The sequence below is a fragment of the Vibrio sp. 10N.286.52.C3 genome (assembly GCF_041468865.1).
Taxonomy (GTDB): domain Bacteria; phylum Pseudomonadota; class Gammaproteobacteria; order Enterobacterales; family Vibrionaceae; genus Vibrio; species Vibrio crassostreae_C.
Genome location: NZ_JBFRJM010000061.1, coordinates 129,519 through 144,347, shown reverse-complemented (window position 1 = coordinate 144,347; position 14,829 = coordinate 129,519). Strand labels below are relative to the sequence as shown.

Annotated in this window: 12 protein-coding genes and 1 pseudogene; 4 read left to right on the top strand and 9 right to left on the bottom strand. The window is 44.6% G+C overall.

Annotated elements, in window-relative coordinates:
• The 5 genes and pseudogenes from lon to AB4138_RS19370 form a co-directional block, all read right to left on the bottom strand.
• Window positions 1–2,352: an endopeptidase La gene (gene lon / locus AB4138_RS19390; RefSeq protein ID WP_017060619.1), complete on the bottom strand. Its 2,352-nt coding sequence runs from the start codon at window positions 2,350–2,352 to the stop codon at window positions 1–3.
• Between the two features lie 132 nt (window positions 2,353–2,484).
• A complete protein-coding gene (clpX, locus tag AB4138_RS19385) occupies window positions 2,485–3,765 on the bottom strand; it encodes an ATP-dependent protease ATP-binding subunit ClpX (RefSeq protein ID WP_009847283.1) in 1,281 nt (426 codons plus the stop codon).
• An 81-nt stretch (window positions 3,766–3,846) separates the two neighbouring features.
• Window positions 3,847–4,473: an ATP-dependent Clp endopeptidase proteolytic subunit ClpP gene (gene clpP / locus AB4138_RS19380; protein WP_004736080.1), complete on the bottom strand. Its 627-nt coding sequence runs from the start codon at window positions 4,471–4,473 to the stop codon at window positions 3,847–3,849.
• 105 nt (window positions 4,474–4,578) lie between these two features.
• Window positions 4,579–5,877 carry a trigger factor gene (gene tig / locus AB4138_RS19375; protein WP_017065881.1) on the bottom strand — a complete coding sequence of 433 codons (1,299 nt, stop codon included), beginning with the start codon at window positions 5,875–5,877 and terminating at the stop codon, window positions 4,579–4,581.
• A 294-nt stretch (window positions 5,878–6,171) separates the two neighbouring features.
• Window positions 6,172–6,354, bottom strand: a pseudogene (locus AB4138_RS19370) (hypothetical protein); the annotation flags it as partial.
• A 163-nt stretch (window positions 6,355–6,517) separates the two neighbouring features.
• Between AB4138_RS19370 and AB4138_RS19365 the strand changes: the two are divergent.
• The 3 genes from AB4138_RS19365 to AB4138_RS19355 all read left to right on the top strand — a co-directional run bounded on the left by AB4138_RS19365 (window position 6,518) and on the right by AB4138_RS19355 (window position 9,969).
• The gene (locus AB4138_RS19365; RefSeq protein ID WP_372307326.1) at window positions 6,518–8,338 is read left to right on the top strand and encodes an ATP-binding protein; all 1,821 of its coding nucleotides are present in this window, start codon (window positions 6,518–6,520) and stop codon (window positions 8,336–8,338) included.
• Window positions 8,339–8,367: 29 nt separating this feature from the next.
• Complete coding sequence (locus AB4138_RS19360) at window positions 8,368–9,717, top strand: sigma-54 dependent transcriptional regulator (RefSeq protein WP_102393527.1); 1,350 nt, start codon at window positions 8,368–8,370, stop codon at window positions 9,715–9,717.
• 78 nt (window positions 9,718–9,795) lie between these two features.
• A complete protein-coding gene (locus AB4138_RS19355; protein WP_017060624.1) occupies window positions 9,796–9,969 on the top strand; it encodes a hypothetical protein in 174 nt (57 codons plus the stop codon).
• A gap of 54 nt (window positions 9,970–10,023) precedes the next feature.
• On the opposite strand, the gene AB4138_RS19350 is transcribed toward AB4138_RS19355, so the two are convergent.
• The 3 genes from AB4138_RS19350 to AB4138_RS19340 all read right to left on the bottom strand — a co-directional run bounded on the left by AB4138_RS19350 (window position 10,024) and on the right by AB4138_RS19340 (window position 13,203).
• Window positions 10,024–11,385, bottom strand: coding sequence for a TRAP transporter large permease (locus AB4138_RS19350; RefSeq protein WP_136981877.1), 1,362 nt, complete (start codon window positions 11,383–11,385; stop codon window positions 10,024–10,026).
• A 2-nt stretch (window positions 11,386–11,387) separates the two neighbouring features.
• Entirely contained in the window at window positions 11,388–12,143 is a 756-nt protein-coding gene (locus tag AB4138_RS19345) for a TRAP transporter small permease (RefSeq protein WP_372307324.1), read from the bottom strand.
• Window positions 12,144–12,207: 64 nt separating this feature from the next.
• Complete coding sequence (locus AB4138_RS19340) at window positions 12,208–13,203, bottom strand: TRAP transporter substrate-binding protein (protein WP_372307321.1); 996 nt, start codon at window positions 13,201–13,203, stop codon at window positions 12,208–12,210.
• A 356-nt stretch (window positions 13,204–13,559) separates the two neighbouring features.
• On the opposite strand from AB4138_RS19340, the gene AB4138_RS19335 reads away from it, so the two are divergent.
• Complete coding sequence (locus tag AB4138_RS19335) at window positions 13,560–13,967, top strand: thioesterase family protein (protein ID WP_121603497.1); 408 nt, start codon at window positions 13,560–13,562, stop codon at window positions 13,965–13,967.
• Window positions 13,968–13,997: 30 nt separating this feature from the next.
• Here the strand turns inward: AB4138_RS19335 and AB4138_RS19330 are convergent, their stop codons facing one another.
• Window positions 13,998–14,807: a 4'-phosphopantetheinyl transferase superfamily protein gene (locus AB4138_RS19330; protein ID WP_372307318.1), complete on the bottom strand. Its 810-nt coding sequence runs from the start codon at window positions 14,805–14,807 to the stop codon at window positions 13,998–14,000.
• Window positions 14,808–14,829 lie beyond the last annotated feature (22 nt).

Below are 14,829 nucleotides of genomic sequence, written 5' to 3'. Positions count from 1 at the left end.
CTATTTTTTCACGTCAAACTCGACCCCTGACGGATCTCGTTCTAGCGCGACTTTGAGTACTTCATCAATCCACTGAACCGGGATCACCTTCAAGTCAGCGATTACGTTGTCTGGAATCTCTTCCAAATCACGCTCATTGTCTTTAGGGATCAGTACAGTTTTGATGCCGCCACGGTGTGCAGCAAGCAGTTTTTCTTTCAAGCCACCGATAGGTAAAACTTCACCACGAAGGGTAATTTCACCTGTCATACCGACCTCTGCTTTAACCGGGTTACCCGTCAAGCTAGAGACAAGTGCAGTACACATTGCGATACCCGCACTCGGGCCATCTTTCGGTGTAGCACCTTCTGGTACGTGAACGTGAATGTCACGTTTTTCGTAGAAATCTGAGTTGATACCCAGTTTTTCAGCACGAGAACGAACCACTGTCATTGCCGCTTGAATCGACTCTTTCATCACGTCGCCAAGTGAGCCAGTTTGCGTTAGCTTACCTTTGCCCGGCATTGCTTCGGTCTCGATAGTCAGTAGATCACCACCCACTTGAGTCCACGCTAGGCCTGTTACTTGACCGATACGGTTGCTTTCATCCGCTTTACCGAAGTCGTGGCGTTGAACACCTAAGTACTCTTTCAGGTTATCAATGTTAACCGTTACAGACTTAAGATCGCTGTCTAGCAAGATGTTCTTCACTGCTTTACGACAGATCTTTGAGATTTCACGCTCTAGGCTACGTACACCCGCTTCACGCGTGTAGTAACGAATGATGCCGATGATTGCAGAGTCTTCAATCTCAATTTCATGAGGCTTAAGACCGTTGCGTTGAACTTGCTTGTCCAGTAAATGGCTCTTAGCAATGTTCAGCTTCTCATCTTCTGTGTAACCAGATAGACGAATCACTTCCATACGGTCCAGTAGAGGCCCAGGAATGTCCATCGAGTTCGATGTTGCCACGAACATAACATCTGACAGATCGTAATCTACTTCTAGGTAGTGATCGTTAAATGCGTTGTTTTGTTCTGGATCTAGAACTTCTAGAAGTGCTGAAGATGGGTCGCCACGCATATCAGAAGACATCTTATCGATCTCATCTAATAGGAACAGTGGGTTCTTAACACCAACTTTAGACATCTTCTGGATCAGTTTACCCGGAAGTGAACCGATGTACGTACGACGGTGACCACGAATCTCAGCTTCATCACGAACGCCACCAAGTGCCATACGCGTGTACTTACGACCCGTTGCCGCAGCAATCGAACGACCTAGCGAGGTTTTACCTACACCAGGAGGACCAACAAGACAAAGGATTGGGCCTTTTAGCTTGTTGATACGGTTTTGTACTGCCAAGTATTCAAGAATACGTTCTTTAACACGCTCTAAGCCGTAGTGGTCTTCGTTTAAGATCTCTTCCGCTTTCGCTAGATTCTTTTTCACTTTTGAACGCTTAGCCCAAGGAACGCCAACCATCCAATCAATGTAGCTACGTACTACTGTTGCTTCAGCAGACATTGGCGACATCATTTTCAGTTTTTGCAGTTCTTGCTCGGTTTTTTCACGAGCTTCTTGAGGCATCTTAGAGTCTTCGATCTTCTTCTTCAGAGTCTCGAATTCATCAGGAGCGTCGTCCATCTCGCCAAGTTCTTTCTGAATCGCTTTCATTTGCTCATTCAGGTAGTACTCACGCTGAGATTTTTCCATTTGCTTCTTAACGCGGCCACGAATGCGTTTTTCAACTTGCAAGATGTCAATTTCTGACTCCATTTGGCCCATCAAGAATTCCAGACGTTCAGTCACATCTAAGATTTCTAGAACGTGCTGCTTGTCTACCAGTTTAAGTGGCATGTGTGCAGCAATCGTATCAGCAAGGCGAGCTGCCTCATCAATACCGTTCAGAGATGTTAGAACTTCTGGTGGAATCTTTTTGTTCAGCTTAATAAAGCCTTCGAATTGATTGATCGCGCTGCGAACAACCACTTCTTGTTCTTTTTCGTCAAGTTCTGAGGTTACAACGTATTCTGCGTCCGCTAAGAAAAACTCACTTTCTTTGAATTGGTGAATTTTTGCACGCTGCTGACCTTCGACAAGCACTTTAACAGTACCATCAGGGAGCTTTAGTAACTGAAGAATGGTAGCGACAGTTCCTACTTTAAATAGGTCGTCAATTGAAGGCTCATCAGTGTCCGCTTCTTTCTGCGCTACAAGTAGTACTTGTTTGTTAGCTTCCATTGCCGATTCAAGGCAAGTAATCGATTTTTCACGACCAACAAACAATGGAATAACCATGTGTGGGTAAACCACTACATCACGTAGAGGTAGCACGGGGATTTCGATACGCTCGGAACGTTCCAAGTTCATATATTTCTCTCTTCCGCTTTAACTTATAAAGCAGTATATGGGGCTTAAACGACTGGATTCAATGGAAGAATAAAAAAAAGGAGGTAATTGCTTACCTCCTTTTTCAATTTGAGTGACTTGTCTAAAAAAGACCTACTCTGCAACAGCTGCTTGGTTATCTGAGTTGCTGTAAATTAATAGTGGTTCTGACTCACCATTAATTACCGACTCATCAATCACAACCTTGCTTACATCAGTTGAAGATGGCAGTTCGTACATAGTTTCTAGTAGAACACCCTCCAAGATAGAACGTAGACCACGAGCACCTGTTTTACGGTTCATTGCTTTCTTAGCAATGGCACGTAAAGCATCTTCACGGAATTCTAACTCTGTATCCTCAAGCTCAAATAATGCTGCGTACTGTTTTGTAAGTGCATTCTTTGGCTCACATAGGATTTGGATTAGCGCTTCTTCATCAAGCTCTGTCAGTGTTGTTGTCACAGGTAGACGACCAATGAATTCTGGAATCAGACCATATTTCACTAGATCTTCAGGTTCTACTTGAGTGAACAATTCACCGATAGTTTTGGTTTCATCTTTTGAACGCACTTCTGCGCCAAAGCCGATACCTGAACCTGTTTCTACACGCTGTTCAATCACTTTATCTAGGCCTGCAAACGCACCACCACAGATAAATAAGATCTTAGACGTGTCCACTTGCAAGAACTCTTGTTGTGGATGCTTACGACCACCTTGAGGTGGAACTGAAGCTACTGTACCTTCAACAAGTTTTAGTAGAGCTTGCTGTACACCTTCACCAGACACGTCACGCGTGATTGATGGGTTTTCAGCTTTACGAGAAATCTTGTCGATTTCATCGATGTAAACAATGCCGCGTTCCGCTTTCGCTACGTCGTAATCACATTTCTGAAGCAACTTCTGGATGATGTTTTCAACATCTTCGCCCACGTAACCCGCTTCGGTTAGTGTTGTTGCGTCTGCCATTGTGAAAGGAACGTCTAGGAAACGAGCCAATGTTTCAGCCAGTAGTGTTTTACCACTACCAGTAGGACCGATAAGAAGAATGTTACTCTTACCTAGCTCTACGCCTTCAGCTGTCGTATCACCATTACGTAAACGCTTGTAGTGGTTATAAACTGCAACTGCTAGCACTTTCTTCGCGTATTCTTGACCGATTACATAGTCGTCAAGATGCTCACGAATCTCACGCGGCGTTGGCAGCGATTCCGATTCTTTCTTAGGAAGAACATCTTTAATTTCTTCACGAATAATGTCGTTACAAAGATCGACACATTCATCACAAATGTAAACAGAAGGACCTGCGATTAACTTGCGAACTTCGTGTTGGCTTTTGCCACAGAAAGAGCAGTAAAGCAGTTTACCGCTACCACCCTCTTTGCTTTTATCTGTCATTCGCTAACCTCTTAGCCTTAACTCTCTATGCTTGAGTGTATATCAATTTGAATCACTTTGCGTTAAACAATTGCCCTGCAATTATTGACCGCGGTGATTAAGAACTGAATCCACCAAGCCGTATTCTACTGCTTGATCAGCAGACATGAAGTTATCACGATCTGTATCGCGCTCAACAACTTCTAGAGGCTGACCAGTGTGCTCTGCCAATAGTTTGTTTAGCTTTTGTTTGATCGTTAGGATCTCTTGCGCGTGAATTTGAATATCAGACGCTTGGCCTTGGAAGCCGCCAAGTGGCTGGTGAATCATTACACGTGAGTTTGGAAGCACGTGACGCTTACCAGGAGTACCACCCGCTAGTAAGAATGCACCCATAGAGCAAGCTTGACCCATACATACTGTGCTCACGTTTGGCTTGATGAACTGCATTGTGTCGTAGATAGACATGCCTGCTGTTACGCTACCGCCAGGTGAGTTGATGTAAAGATAGATATCTTTGTCTGGGTTTTCTGATTCCAAGAAAAGCAGTTGAGCCACGACAAGATTTGCCATGTGGTCTTCCACTTGACCTGTTAAGAAAATGATACGTTCTTTTAATAGACGAGAATAAATATCGTAAGAACGTTCACCACGGGAAGTCTGTTCAACCACCATAGGAACTAGTGCGTCCATAATCGATGGCATTGTATTTTTTTCTTGGTAGCTCATATTCTTATGTCCCTAAAATAAATGGCCCGAATGATTAAATCATACGGACCATTGTTAGCAGAATTGTTGACCGTACGTCAACCTTCTACGTCAGATATTACTATATTAAGCAGGTTGCTGATTCATTAGCTCGTTGAAGCTAACTTCTTTATCAGAAACTTGAGCTTTAGCGATGATTGCATCAATAGCTTGCTCTTCTAGAGCAACATTGCGCATGTTGTTCATCATTTGCTCGTTTTGCTCGTAGTAAGCAATAACTTCTGTTGGATCTTCGTATGCTGTAGCCATCTCTTCGATGATAGCTTTAACTTTCTCGTCGTCAGCTTTTAGCTCTTCAGTCTTGATTACTTCACCAAGAAGAAGACCTACAACTACGCGACGTTTAGCTTGCTCTTCGAACAGCTCACGTGGAAGTTGGTCAGCAGCTTCAGTGTTGCCACCGAAACGTTGAGCAGCTTGTTGACGTAGAACACCGATCTCTTGATCGATTAGAGCAGAAGGTACGTCGATGTTGTTTTCGTTAACTAGACCGTCGATAGCTTGCTCTTTGATGCGGTTCTTAACAGCTTGCTTAAGCTCACGCTCCATGTTCTTACGAACTTCAGCTTTAAGACCTTCAACGCCGTCAGTTGCGCCGAACTTAGCAACGAATTCTTCGTTTAGTTCTGGAAGTTCACGAGCTTCAACTTTGTTCAGCTTGATAGAGAACTTAGCTGCTTTACCTTTTAGGTTTTCAGCGTGGTAATCTTCTGGGAAGTTTACGTCGATTTCGAATTCCATACCTGCTGTTTTACCAACGATACCGTCTTCGAAGCCAGGGATCATGCGACCAGCGCCCATCTCTAGTGGGAAGTTCTCAGCTTTGCCGCCTTCAAACTCTTCACCGTCGATAGAACCAACGAAGTCGATAGTTGCACGAGAACCAGCGTCAGCAGCAGCTTCAACTTCAGTCCAAGTTGCTTGTTGCTTACGTAGAGTTTCGATCATCTCTTCAACGTCAGCTTCTTTAACTTCTACTGCTGGTTTCTCAACAGTGATGTTTTCTAGACCTTTCAGCTCAACTTCTGGGTAAACTTCAAAAGTTGCGTTGAATACTAGGTCAGCGCCTTCGTTGTTTTCAACTGGTGCGAAAGTAGGTGCGCCAGCTGGGTTGATTTTCTCTTTAACGATCGCTTCGATGAAGTGACGTTGCATTACTTCGCCCATCACGTCTTGACGTACTGCTTTGCCGTACATTTTAGCAACCATCTTCATTGGCACTTTGCCTTTACGGAAACCATCGAAACGACGGTTTTTCGCGATGTTGCGTAGTTCAGCTGTAACTGCATCTTCGATGTTAGCAGCAGGAACAGTAATATTAAGACGGCGCTCTAGGCCTTCTAGCGTTTCAACAGTAACTTGCATTATATAAACCTCAAAACTGGCTCAGTAATCTGAGCATATGAGCCGTAACTTAGCTTTAATTCAAAAGCAGACGTTGTTGGCTGCATCCTTGTGTAGTGCTCTATCCGAACACCTAATTTAAAATCGAGCATTGATGTCTGAATTGATTATTCAACCAAACACCAGACTAATCAGCGATATCTTCGTTCTTCACACGTCGATTAAAACGCAATAAAGCTTGTTTTCAGAAACAAGAAAGGTATCTCCGATTAGCCTCAGGACAGAAATTTTAGACGCGACATTCTAGCGATCTGTTTAATCTCTGTCGAGCCGTTCACCTCTGCATGATGATGAATGCTCTAAATTCGTCCAACTAAGTGATACAAAAACGATCAAATCATCACTTAGCACAACAGAAATGGGGACAATAGCGACTTTTTCAAGGGAATCGAGGGCTTTTTTTGCTAAAAACCTTAAAAAGAGATCTTGCTCTTGTTTTACCCCTCAGAGTCGATAACTTTTTCAACAATCCCCGTTACAAACCCTTAACCTACATCCATCTGTTCACTCTCTGCTTTCAGCAAAAACTACCGCTATTTGCTACCATAAACGAGAGAAGACAGGCTTGATTGTTTACCAAAGAAATCAGCGGAGAGCCTTCATGTTTCAAGCTTTTAAAATCCCAATACTGTTAATGGTCACATACAGTTTACTGATGGTGTTTGGCGGTCATTGGGTGTGGAGCACGAGCCATGAAAGTTTGTTAAATGATCATCAATCTAAGCTGGACCGCTTTTCTGTTCATATTTCAAGCCAATTGGATAAGTTCGCGCACATTCCCGAGCTGCTTTCAAAAGACAAAGAGCTGGTCGATGCCCTGCACTCTCCAAGTAACTCTGCGCAAATCGAACTCACTAATCGTTATCTAGAGCACGTAAACTCGGTGATTCAAGCATCCGACACCTACCTACTAGACAGTATCGGCACCACCATTGCAGCCAGTAACTGGAATCAACCGCGTTCTTTTATTCGCCGTAACTTTGCTTTCCGCCCCTACTTTCAAGAAGCGATTATTGGCAATGAAAATCAATATTTTGCGCTAGGTTCAACCTCTGGAAAGCGAGGCTATTATTATTCTTACCCCGTCTCCTATGCCGCCGAGATTATTGGCGTCATTGTCGTAAAGATGGATTTATCGCTGATTGAAGCAAGTTGGAAAGGCAAACAGAGTTTTTTTGTTGCTGACGATAAAGATCAAATTGTATTTATGTCGAGTAACCCTGAGTGGCTGTTCAAAAGCCTTCAGCCGCTAAGCGAAGTACAACACACTCGAATTCAAGAAAGCAGGCAGTATCTCGATACAAAAATAGAAAGCCTGCACTTCTCCGGCGATTTAGACAGTGCCACCAGTCGTATTGAGTCGCCACACAAACTCGTCCAAGAGCAGTTCTTTAGTTCTTCGCGTTTCCTAGCCGAACCAAGACTCACCATACGGGTATTTTCTCCAACCCACTTAGTTTGGTGGGACTTGGTTGCTTACCTTGTGGTTTTGAGCCTAATCTTTGCGATTATTTATCTAACAATGCAGCTCAACCACCATAGACAACAAAGACGAGCACAGATAGACAGGCTGCAATCCGAAGCCAAGCAAAAACTCGAATTTCAAGTGCTTGAACGTACATCGGAGTTACATGTTGAGATCAAACACCGTATCGAAACCGAGCATGTTCTGAGGCAAACCCAAGACGAGCTCATCCAAGCCGCCAAACTAGCAGTGCTAGGGCAGATGTCAGCGAGCATCAGTCACGAACTGAATAACCCGCTTGCCGCGATTCGCAGTTATGCCGACAACGGCCGATTGTTTCTTGCCAAAGAAAAAACCGATCGTGTCGATGACAATCTATCGCGAATCTCGGCACTCACTGATCGTATGGCGAAAATCAGCCACCAGCTTCGCTCGTTCGCCAAAAAATCTACTGCGGAAGAGCTACACACCTTACAAATACTCCCAGTTTTACATTCATCGAAAGAGCTGATGAAGCCACAACTCAAGAGCGAGCGAGTTAAGGTCAACGAACTCCCTGAGACCTTTGATGCTTGCGTGCTCGCCAACGCCATTCAACTGGAACAGGTGATCATTAACCTGCTGACCAACGCGATTCAGGCGGTGGAACAACAAGATGACAAACAATTAGCTATTCTGTTAGAGATTAGAGAGTCCGACCATCAACAAGCCAATACCTTGCTAATTAATGTCGATGATAACGGCCCCGGCTTCACCTCCCCTTCTAGCGGAAACTTTTTTGAACCCTTCCATACCACCAAGAAAAACGGACTTGGACTTGGGCTATCGATTTCTCAACAAATAATCAACGGAATAAATGGCAAGCTCGTTACCGGTAGTAGCCCTCAAGGCGGTGCTCGAATCAGCATAGAGTTGCCCCTTGTTGGACATGAACAGCAAACAAAAACTCAGCAATAACCAGAATACAAAGAAGTAAAGGAATCACTATGTGTCACGTCTATTTCATTGATGATGAATCCGATCTAAGAATGGCGATTGAACAGAGCTTCGAGCTCGCCGACATTGATGCCGAATTCTTTCCCGATGCGGAGTCTGCTCTGCTCGCGATTCAAGAAAACGGCTTACCTCACGTGATCATCACTGATATCTGTCTACCAGGTCTATCCGGGCATGATCTGCTCAACACCGTGATGCACAAAGACAAAGAGATCCCCGTGATCATGATTACTGGTCACGGCGATATTTCAATGGCCGTTCAAGCCATCCAATACGGCGCCTATGACTTCATTGAAAAACCTTTCGCTAATGAACGCCTAATCGAAACCACTAAGCGAGCGATAGAAAAACGTCAGCTCACACTAGAGAACCTTGAGTTAAAACGTTCACTCAAAGCCAGCCAAGCGCTCGGCCCTAGAATCATTGGTGATACGCAATCCATGACTGAGCTGCGCTCCATCATCACCCATATTGCCGACACCAATGCCGATATATTATTGTTTGGCGAGACAGGTACAGGTAAAGAGTTAGTAGCACGTTCTCTGCATGAACAAAGCAGCCGTCGAGAGCAAAACTTTGTCGCGGTCAACTGTGGTGCTGTTCCTGAAAACCTGATTGAGAGTGAACTGTATGGCCATGAAAAAGGGGCATTCACGGGCGCAGAAAGCAAGCGAGTGGGTAAATTCGAGTTTGCTCAAGGCGGAACTCTATTCTTAGATGAAGTTGAATCCATGCCGATGCAGGCACAAATTCGCCTATTACGCGTCTTACAAGAACGCGTTATTGAGCGAGTTGGTTCAAACGGTTTAGTGCCACTAGATATTCGAGTGATAGCAGCAACCAAAGTCGACCTAAAGAAAGCCGCTGAAGAAGGCTCTTTCCGCCAAGATCTCTATTATCGACTCAATGTTGTGACCTTAGATTTACCGCCGTTAAGAAGCCGACAAGAAGATATCCCAGCACTCTTCCACCACTTCTTACTGGTCGCTGCGGCGCGTTATGGCAAGACTGCCCCTGCCCTTCCACAAAAGGAGCTGCACGCACTTTTGGCTCATGATTGGCCGGGAAATGTTCGAGAATTACGTAATACTGCAGAGCGTTTTGTACTTTTAGGTAAGCTTTCTCACTTATCAGACAGCGCCACTGAAACTACTCAAGAACTGTCTTTGGCAGAATTGGTATCTGACTTTGAAAAAAACACGTTGAAGCAGGCACTTATTGAATGCAATGGCAGTATAAAAGAGACCATGGAGAGGCTGCAATTACCGAGGAAAACCCTCTACGATAAGATGCAAAAGCACCAGCTAACGAAAGAATCTTATAAGGTAGAACCAAACTAAATTAGATTTGGGAGCAAGATCACCTATACTTATTTCGACAACAGGATGTTATGCAATAAATATAATAAGGAAGTGGTTATGGGTGAGAAAACAAAAGTGCCATCGATTACCGATACTTTCGAGATAGATGGTATTTTTTATGCTGACAATCATGTCGATCTACACACGCCAGAATTAGAGGCAAAACGCGCTTTGTATGAGCAGATAAAGCCTCATTCAAATCGTGGCAGAAATATAGATGAGGAGGTCTAGCGACCTCCTCATTTTTTATGGATTAAATTCCATGTCAGTGAATGACTCAAATAGCTACTTGGTTATGATCTCTGGTCCCATCAAGGTGGTTGGTAACCATGTTGATACCCAAGGTACGTAAGTGACGATAATCAGGAATAAGAACATCACCCCAACCCACGGCAATGCGGCTTTTACCACGTTCATCATCGACATCTTCGCGACACCTGCGGTCACAAACAAATTGAGCCCGACAGGCGGCGTTATCATCCCTATCTCCATGTTCACCACCATCATGATACCTAGGTGAATTGGGTCGATACCGAGCGCAATTGCAATTGGGAATACCAAAGGAGCAACAATGATCAGCAAGCCTGATGGCTCCATGAACTGCCCACCAATCAAGAGTAAAACGTTCACTACAATCAAGAAGGTGATCGGACCCAAGCCCGCAGATAGCATAGACTCAGTGATCATTTGAGGAATGCGTTCTTCGGTCAGTACATGCTTAAGAATCAGAGCATTGGCAATGATAAACAGCAGCATGATCGTCAGCTTGCCTGCATCGTAAAGCGTGTCTTTGGTGTCTTTATGGAAAAGCGTTTGGAACACCTTGACCAGCGCTGGTTTGGTGTTGTTCTTGTCCGCAAACGGTCCCATATCTTTATAGATAAAGTTGGCAATGAAGAAGGCATACACCGCAGCCACTGCCGCCGCTTCTGTCGGAGTAAAGATGCCGCCGTAGATACCACCTAGAATGATGACAATCAGCAGCAAGCCCCAGCTCGCATCTTTCGCAGCTGCGAACATCTCGCCCCAGCCCACAAATGGCTGTGCCGGAATCTTCTTAATACGTGCTGCGATGTAGATAGCAATCATCAACATCACACCCGCCAGCAAACCAGGAATAACGCCACCTAAGAACATACGACCTACCGATACATCGGTCGCAGCCGCGTAAACCACCATCACGATGGACGGCGGAATCAAGATACCCAAAGTACCCGCGTTACAGATAACCCCTGCCGCGAACTCTTTTGAGTAACCGTTTTTGATCATACCTGCGATAACGATACTACCGATCGCCACTACCGTTGCAGGAGATGAACCAGAAAGGGCTGCGAACATCATACATGCCACAACCGACGCCATCGCCAAGCCGCCGCGGAACCAACCTACCATCGCGATAGCAAAACGGATAATACGTTTCGCCACGCCACCAGTAGACATGAAGCTAGAGGCCAAAATAAAGAAAGGAATCGCTAAGAGTGTGTAGTGGCCTGCAAATGCATTAAACAGCGTTTGTGCGACTGAAGCTAATGACGCATCTGAGTGCATCAATAAGAATATTACGCTCGATAAACCGAGGGAAATTGCAATTGGTACACCGACCAACATGAAAGCAATTACCATTAAAAATAGAAATAACATTGCCATGATTAGTCTTCCTTAACGTTAGATTTTGTACTCGACTCATTCGCTTTGTTCTGCGGAGTCGAATTCAATACCGCTGTCGCATCTTCGTCAGAGCCCGCTAGCACGTCTGCTTTCAACGCATCCAGCTCTTCTTCGGCTTCGTGTCCTGCAATCATGCGGTCAAGCTTGCCTGTTACGACTTGGTAAGCAACTTGAGCAAAACGGAACGTCAGCATTGCCATGCCAATCGGCAGCGCCATATAAGGAATAAAACGTGGTAGTTTCTCGTATCGCTCGCCTTCATTCAGCCAGTCAGCAAGAAACTGAAGCATCTCTGGCATTGGAATATCGTCGGTCTCGTACCATGCGCGATCGGTCGCGAATGGGTACCAATAATTCCAAGAGCCGATAAGCAGTAAGATTGAAAATGCTAGGCAGCTTGTCACGGCGATGAGCGCATACACTTTGCGTAGCTTTTCTGGGGCAAGGTTGATGATCACATCAACACCAATGTGGAAGTGTTTTTTAACGCCATAAGATGCGCCCACTAACACCATCCAAGCAAACATGAACACGGTCAGTTCCAGTGCCCATAAGATGTTGTCATTGAATGCGTATCGAAATACCACGTTGGCAAAAGTAAGTAGCGTCATTGCGCCAAGGAAAAATGCGATTAGTGACTCTTCAATCACATCCGTAACTCTTCCGACTTTGGAAAAAAGAGAGGTTTCCAGTGCTGATTCGCTAGAATTTGGTTGTTCCATTTGAGGCTTTTCCATAATTGACTCCGCTTATAATTGTTTTAATAAGGAGTGACGAATACTCGCCACTCCCTTAGCGGTGTTATTGGTTTGAAGCTAACGCTGCATCGATAAGGTCTGAACCGATGTCTTTTTCAAACTTCTTCCATACTGGTTGAAGTGCAGCTACCCATGCTTCACGCTGTTCAGGCGTAAGTGTACGAACCTCACCACCCGCTTCGATGATGTTGTTTTTGTTCGCTAGGTTAACTTTTGAAGATTCTGCGTTACGCGTCTCAGACACTTCTTGAACGATAGTGTCAAGCTGTGTGCGTACATCTTCAGGTAGGTCTTTCCAGAAGTCGTTTGACGTTACAACTAGGTAATCCAAGATACCGTGATTAGTTTCGGTCACGCCGTCTTGTACTTCAAAGAACTTCTTACCGTAGATGTTTGACCATGTGTTCTCTTGACCATCGATAACTTTAGTTTGCAAGCCACCGTACACTTCTTTGAAAGACATCTTCTGTGGGTTAGCGCCTAGTTGTTCAAACTGAGCCACCAATACATCCGATGCTTGAACACGGAATTTCAAACCTTTTGCATCTTCAGGGCTGATAAGAGGTTTGTTCGCCGACATCTGTTTCATGCCATTGTGCCAAAACGCAAGACCTTGCAGGCCACGACGCTTCATCGCGTTCTTCAGCTTTTCACCAGATTCTGAGTTTTGGAAACGGTCAACGGCTTCTACGTCTTCAAATAGGAAAGGAAGGTCAAAAATGCGGTATTTCTTAGTGAACTTCTCAAATTTTGACAGCGATGGCGCCGCCATTTGAACATCACCATTTAACAGGGCTTCCAGTACCTTATTATCATCGTAAAGTGTTGAGTTAGGGAAAACTTGCATACAAGCTTTTCCATTCATTTCTGTGTTTACTCGCTCTTCCAGTAAAGAAGCGGCGATGCCTTTCGGGTGCTTATCGGTATTGGTTACATGACTGAATTTAATCACGATTTCACCAGGGTCACAGTTTGCAGCAGCATTAAAACTTGTGAGCGCCAGAGCAGAGACAGACAGCAGGGTAAGAGGCTTAAACATTATTATTCTCCTTAGTAAACAAAACAGCCCTTCAATGGGAACTGCGTGCTTTCACTAAGGCAATTAGCGCGCCACATTAACACAAACCATTAACAACCCTTTAACCATAAGGCTTCATAATATCTGCCTGCTGCAATCACCAACTCGCTGCAAAAATCAATGGGTGGGAAATGACACATAGAATATTTGTAAATGGGTGGGAGTTGACCAACGCATCACTAATGGATACGGCCGAATGAGGTCTGACCAAGAGCCACATTGCCGATGATGCCTTGAAGTAATTTCGACCTATCCTGTAGAGTGCTGCACAACTTAGTCAGATTTACAGCCCCACTACTTACCAAGAGTTGATACTAATGAGTCAGATCTACCATCACCCAGTACAAATTTACTATGAAGATACCGATCACTCAGGTGTGGTTTATCACCCTAACTTTCTAAAATACTTTGAGCGTGCGCGCGAACATGTCTTGGGTAGCGATAAACTGGCTGAATTATGGAACGAGCACGGACTAGGTTTTGCGGTCTATAAAGCCAACATGACTTTTCAAGATGGTGTTGAATTCGCTGAGATCTGCGACATCCGAACCTCTTTTGAACTCGATGGCAAATACAAAACGCTATGGCGACAAGAAGTGTGGCGTAAAGATGCAACCAAACCTGCGGTGATTGGTGATATCGAAATGGTCTGTTTAGATAAAGACAAGCAACTACAACCCGTGCCTGCTGAAGTATTAAAAGCGATGCTTGGCGAAACGAACTAACCTCATCTTACCTCACCTCACCAAACTCGCTTAAAAGAGATGAGACAACGAAAAGGTTCTCATCTCTATCTGCATGGGTAGCAAATTTCCACCAAGCGTCACGGCAAATCGAAACTGGTTATCCAGCCTTCCTAAACTGCATTGCCAATCTGTTGAAGTATTGTCATTTTCAGCAGCATCCAACCCTACACCGTTATGGACAATGATTCCTCCATGTAACTCTGGTCGTAAACCCGACGAATGAACTGGCAGCGTTTGTTGAGTTAGATTGGAAAAATCGAACGAAAAACTTTTCAATGATGTGGCCAACCCCTTACCTGTCGCTTTGATGTACGACTCTTTCAGTGCCCACAAATCAAAAAAACGTTCTCTTTGAGATACCTCATCCAGCTCGAGTAAATCGTTAATCTCAAATTCCGAAAAGTAATGCTTCATGATCGCCGCGATGTTGGTCGAGCTTCTTGCATGTTCTATATCCACCCCAAGCTGTAGTGGTTGCCCTTTCGTTCGGCAGACAGCAATCAGTAAATGATCTTGACTGTGGCTAATATTGAAATTCAGTCCGGTTTTGTGTTGCTGCTCTGCAATCAAGCTTGGTTTGCCTTTTTCACCATACTCAAATCGCCACTCTTCAGCCGTCAAATCAGAGTAGATCGACAGAACCTCTCGTAAGTAGTTACGAACATAGAGCGCTTGGATCTGAGATGAAGGCATTCGATAACGCTCAACCTTAGCGACTTCATCGTCGGTCAGTTTCTGTTTAAGGCACGACACATGATCAGTACCTTCATCCAAATTGCTTAGAGAACAAAGCCACAAATCAACGACTGGTGTTTCCATCTTTTGAGCACTCACTTCTTAA

Excerpts from the sequence above, each read along its gene's own strand:
- lon (WP_017060619.1), bottom strand. The coding sequence starts at position 2,352 with ATGAACTTGGAACGTTCCGAGCGTATCGAAATCCCCGTGCTACCTCTA.
- clpX (WP_009847283.1), bottom strand. The coding sequence starts at position 3,765 with ATGACAGATAAAAGCAAAGAGGGTGGTAGCGGTAAACTGCTTTACTGC.
- clpP (WP_004736080.1), bottom strand. The coding sequence starts at position 4,473 with ATGAGCTACCAAGAAAAAAATACAATGCCATCGATTATGGACGCACTA.
- tig (WP_017065881.1), bottom strand. The coding sequence starts at position 5,877 with ATGCAAGTTACTGTTGAAACGCTAGAAGGCCTAGAGCGCCGTCTTAAT.
- AB4138_RS19365 (WP_372307326.1), top strand. The coding sequence starts at position 6,518 with ATGTTTCAAGCTTTTAAAATCCCAATACTGTTAATGGTCACATACAGT.
- AB4138_RS19360 (WP_102393527.1), top strand. The coding sequence starts at position 8,368 with ATGTGTCACGTCTATTTCATTGATGATGAATCCGATCTAAGAATGGCG.
- AB4138_RS19355 (WP_017060624.1), top strand. The coding sequence starts at position 9,796 with ATGGGTGAGAAAACAAAAGTGCCATCGATTACCGATACTTTCGAGATA.
- AB4138_RS19350 (WP_136981877.1), bottom strand. The coding sequence starts at position 11,385 with ATGGCAATGTTATTTCTATTTTTAATGGTAATTGCTTTCATGTTGGTC.
- AB4138_RS19345 (WP_372307324.1), bottom strand. The coding sequence starts at position 12,143 with ATGGAAAAGCCTCAAATGGAACAACCAAATTCTAGCGAATCAGCACTG.
- AB4138_RS19340 (WP_372307321.1), bottom strand. The coding sequence starts at position 13,203 with ATGTTTAAGCCTCTTACCCTGCTGTCTGTCTCTGCTCTGGCGCTCACA.
- AB4138_RS19335 (WP_121603497.1), top strand. The coding sequence starts at position 13,560 with ATGAGTCAGATCTACCATCACCCAGTACAAATTTACTATGAAGATACC.
- AB4138_RS19330 (WP_372307318.1), bottom strand. The coding sequence starts at position 14,807 with ATGGAAACACCAGTCGTTGATTTGTGGCTTTGTTCTCTAAGCAATTTG.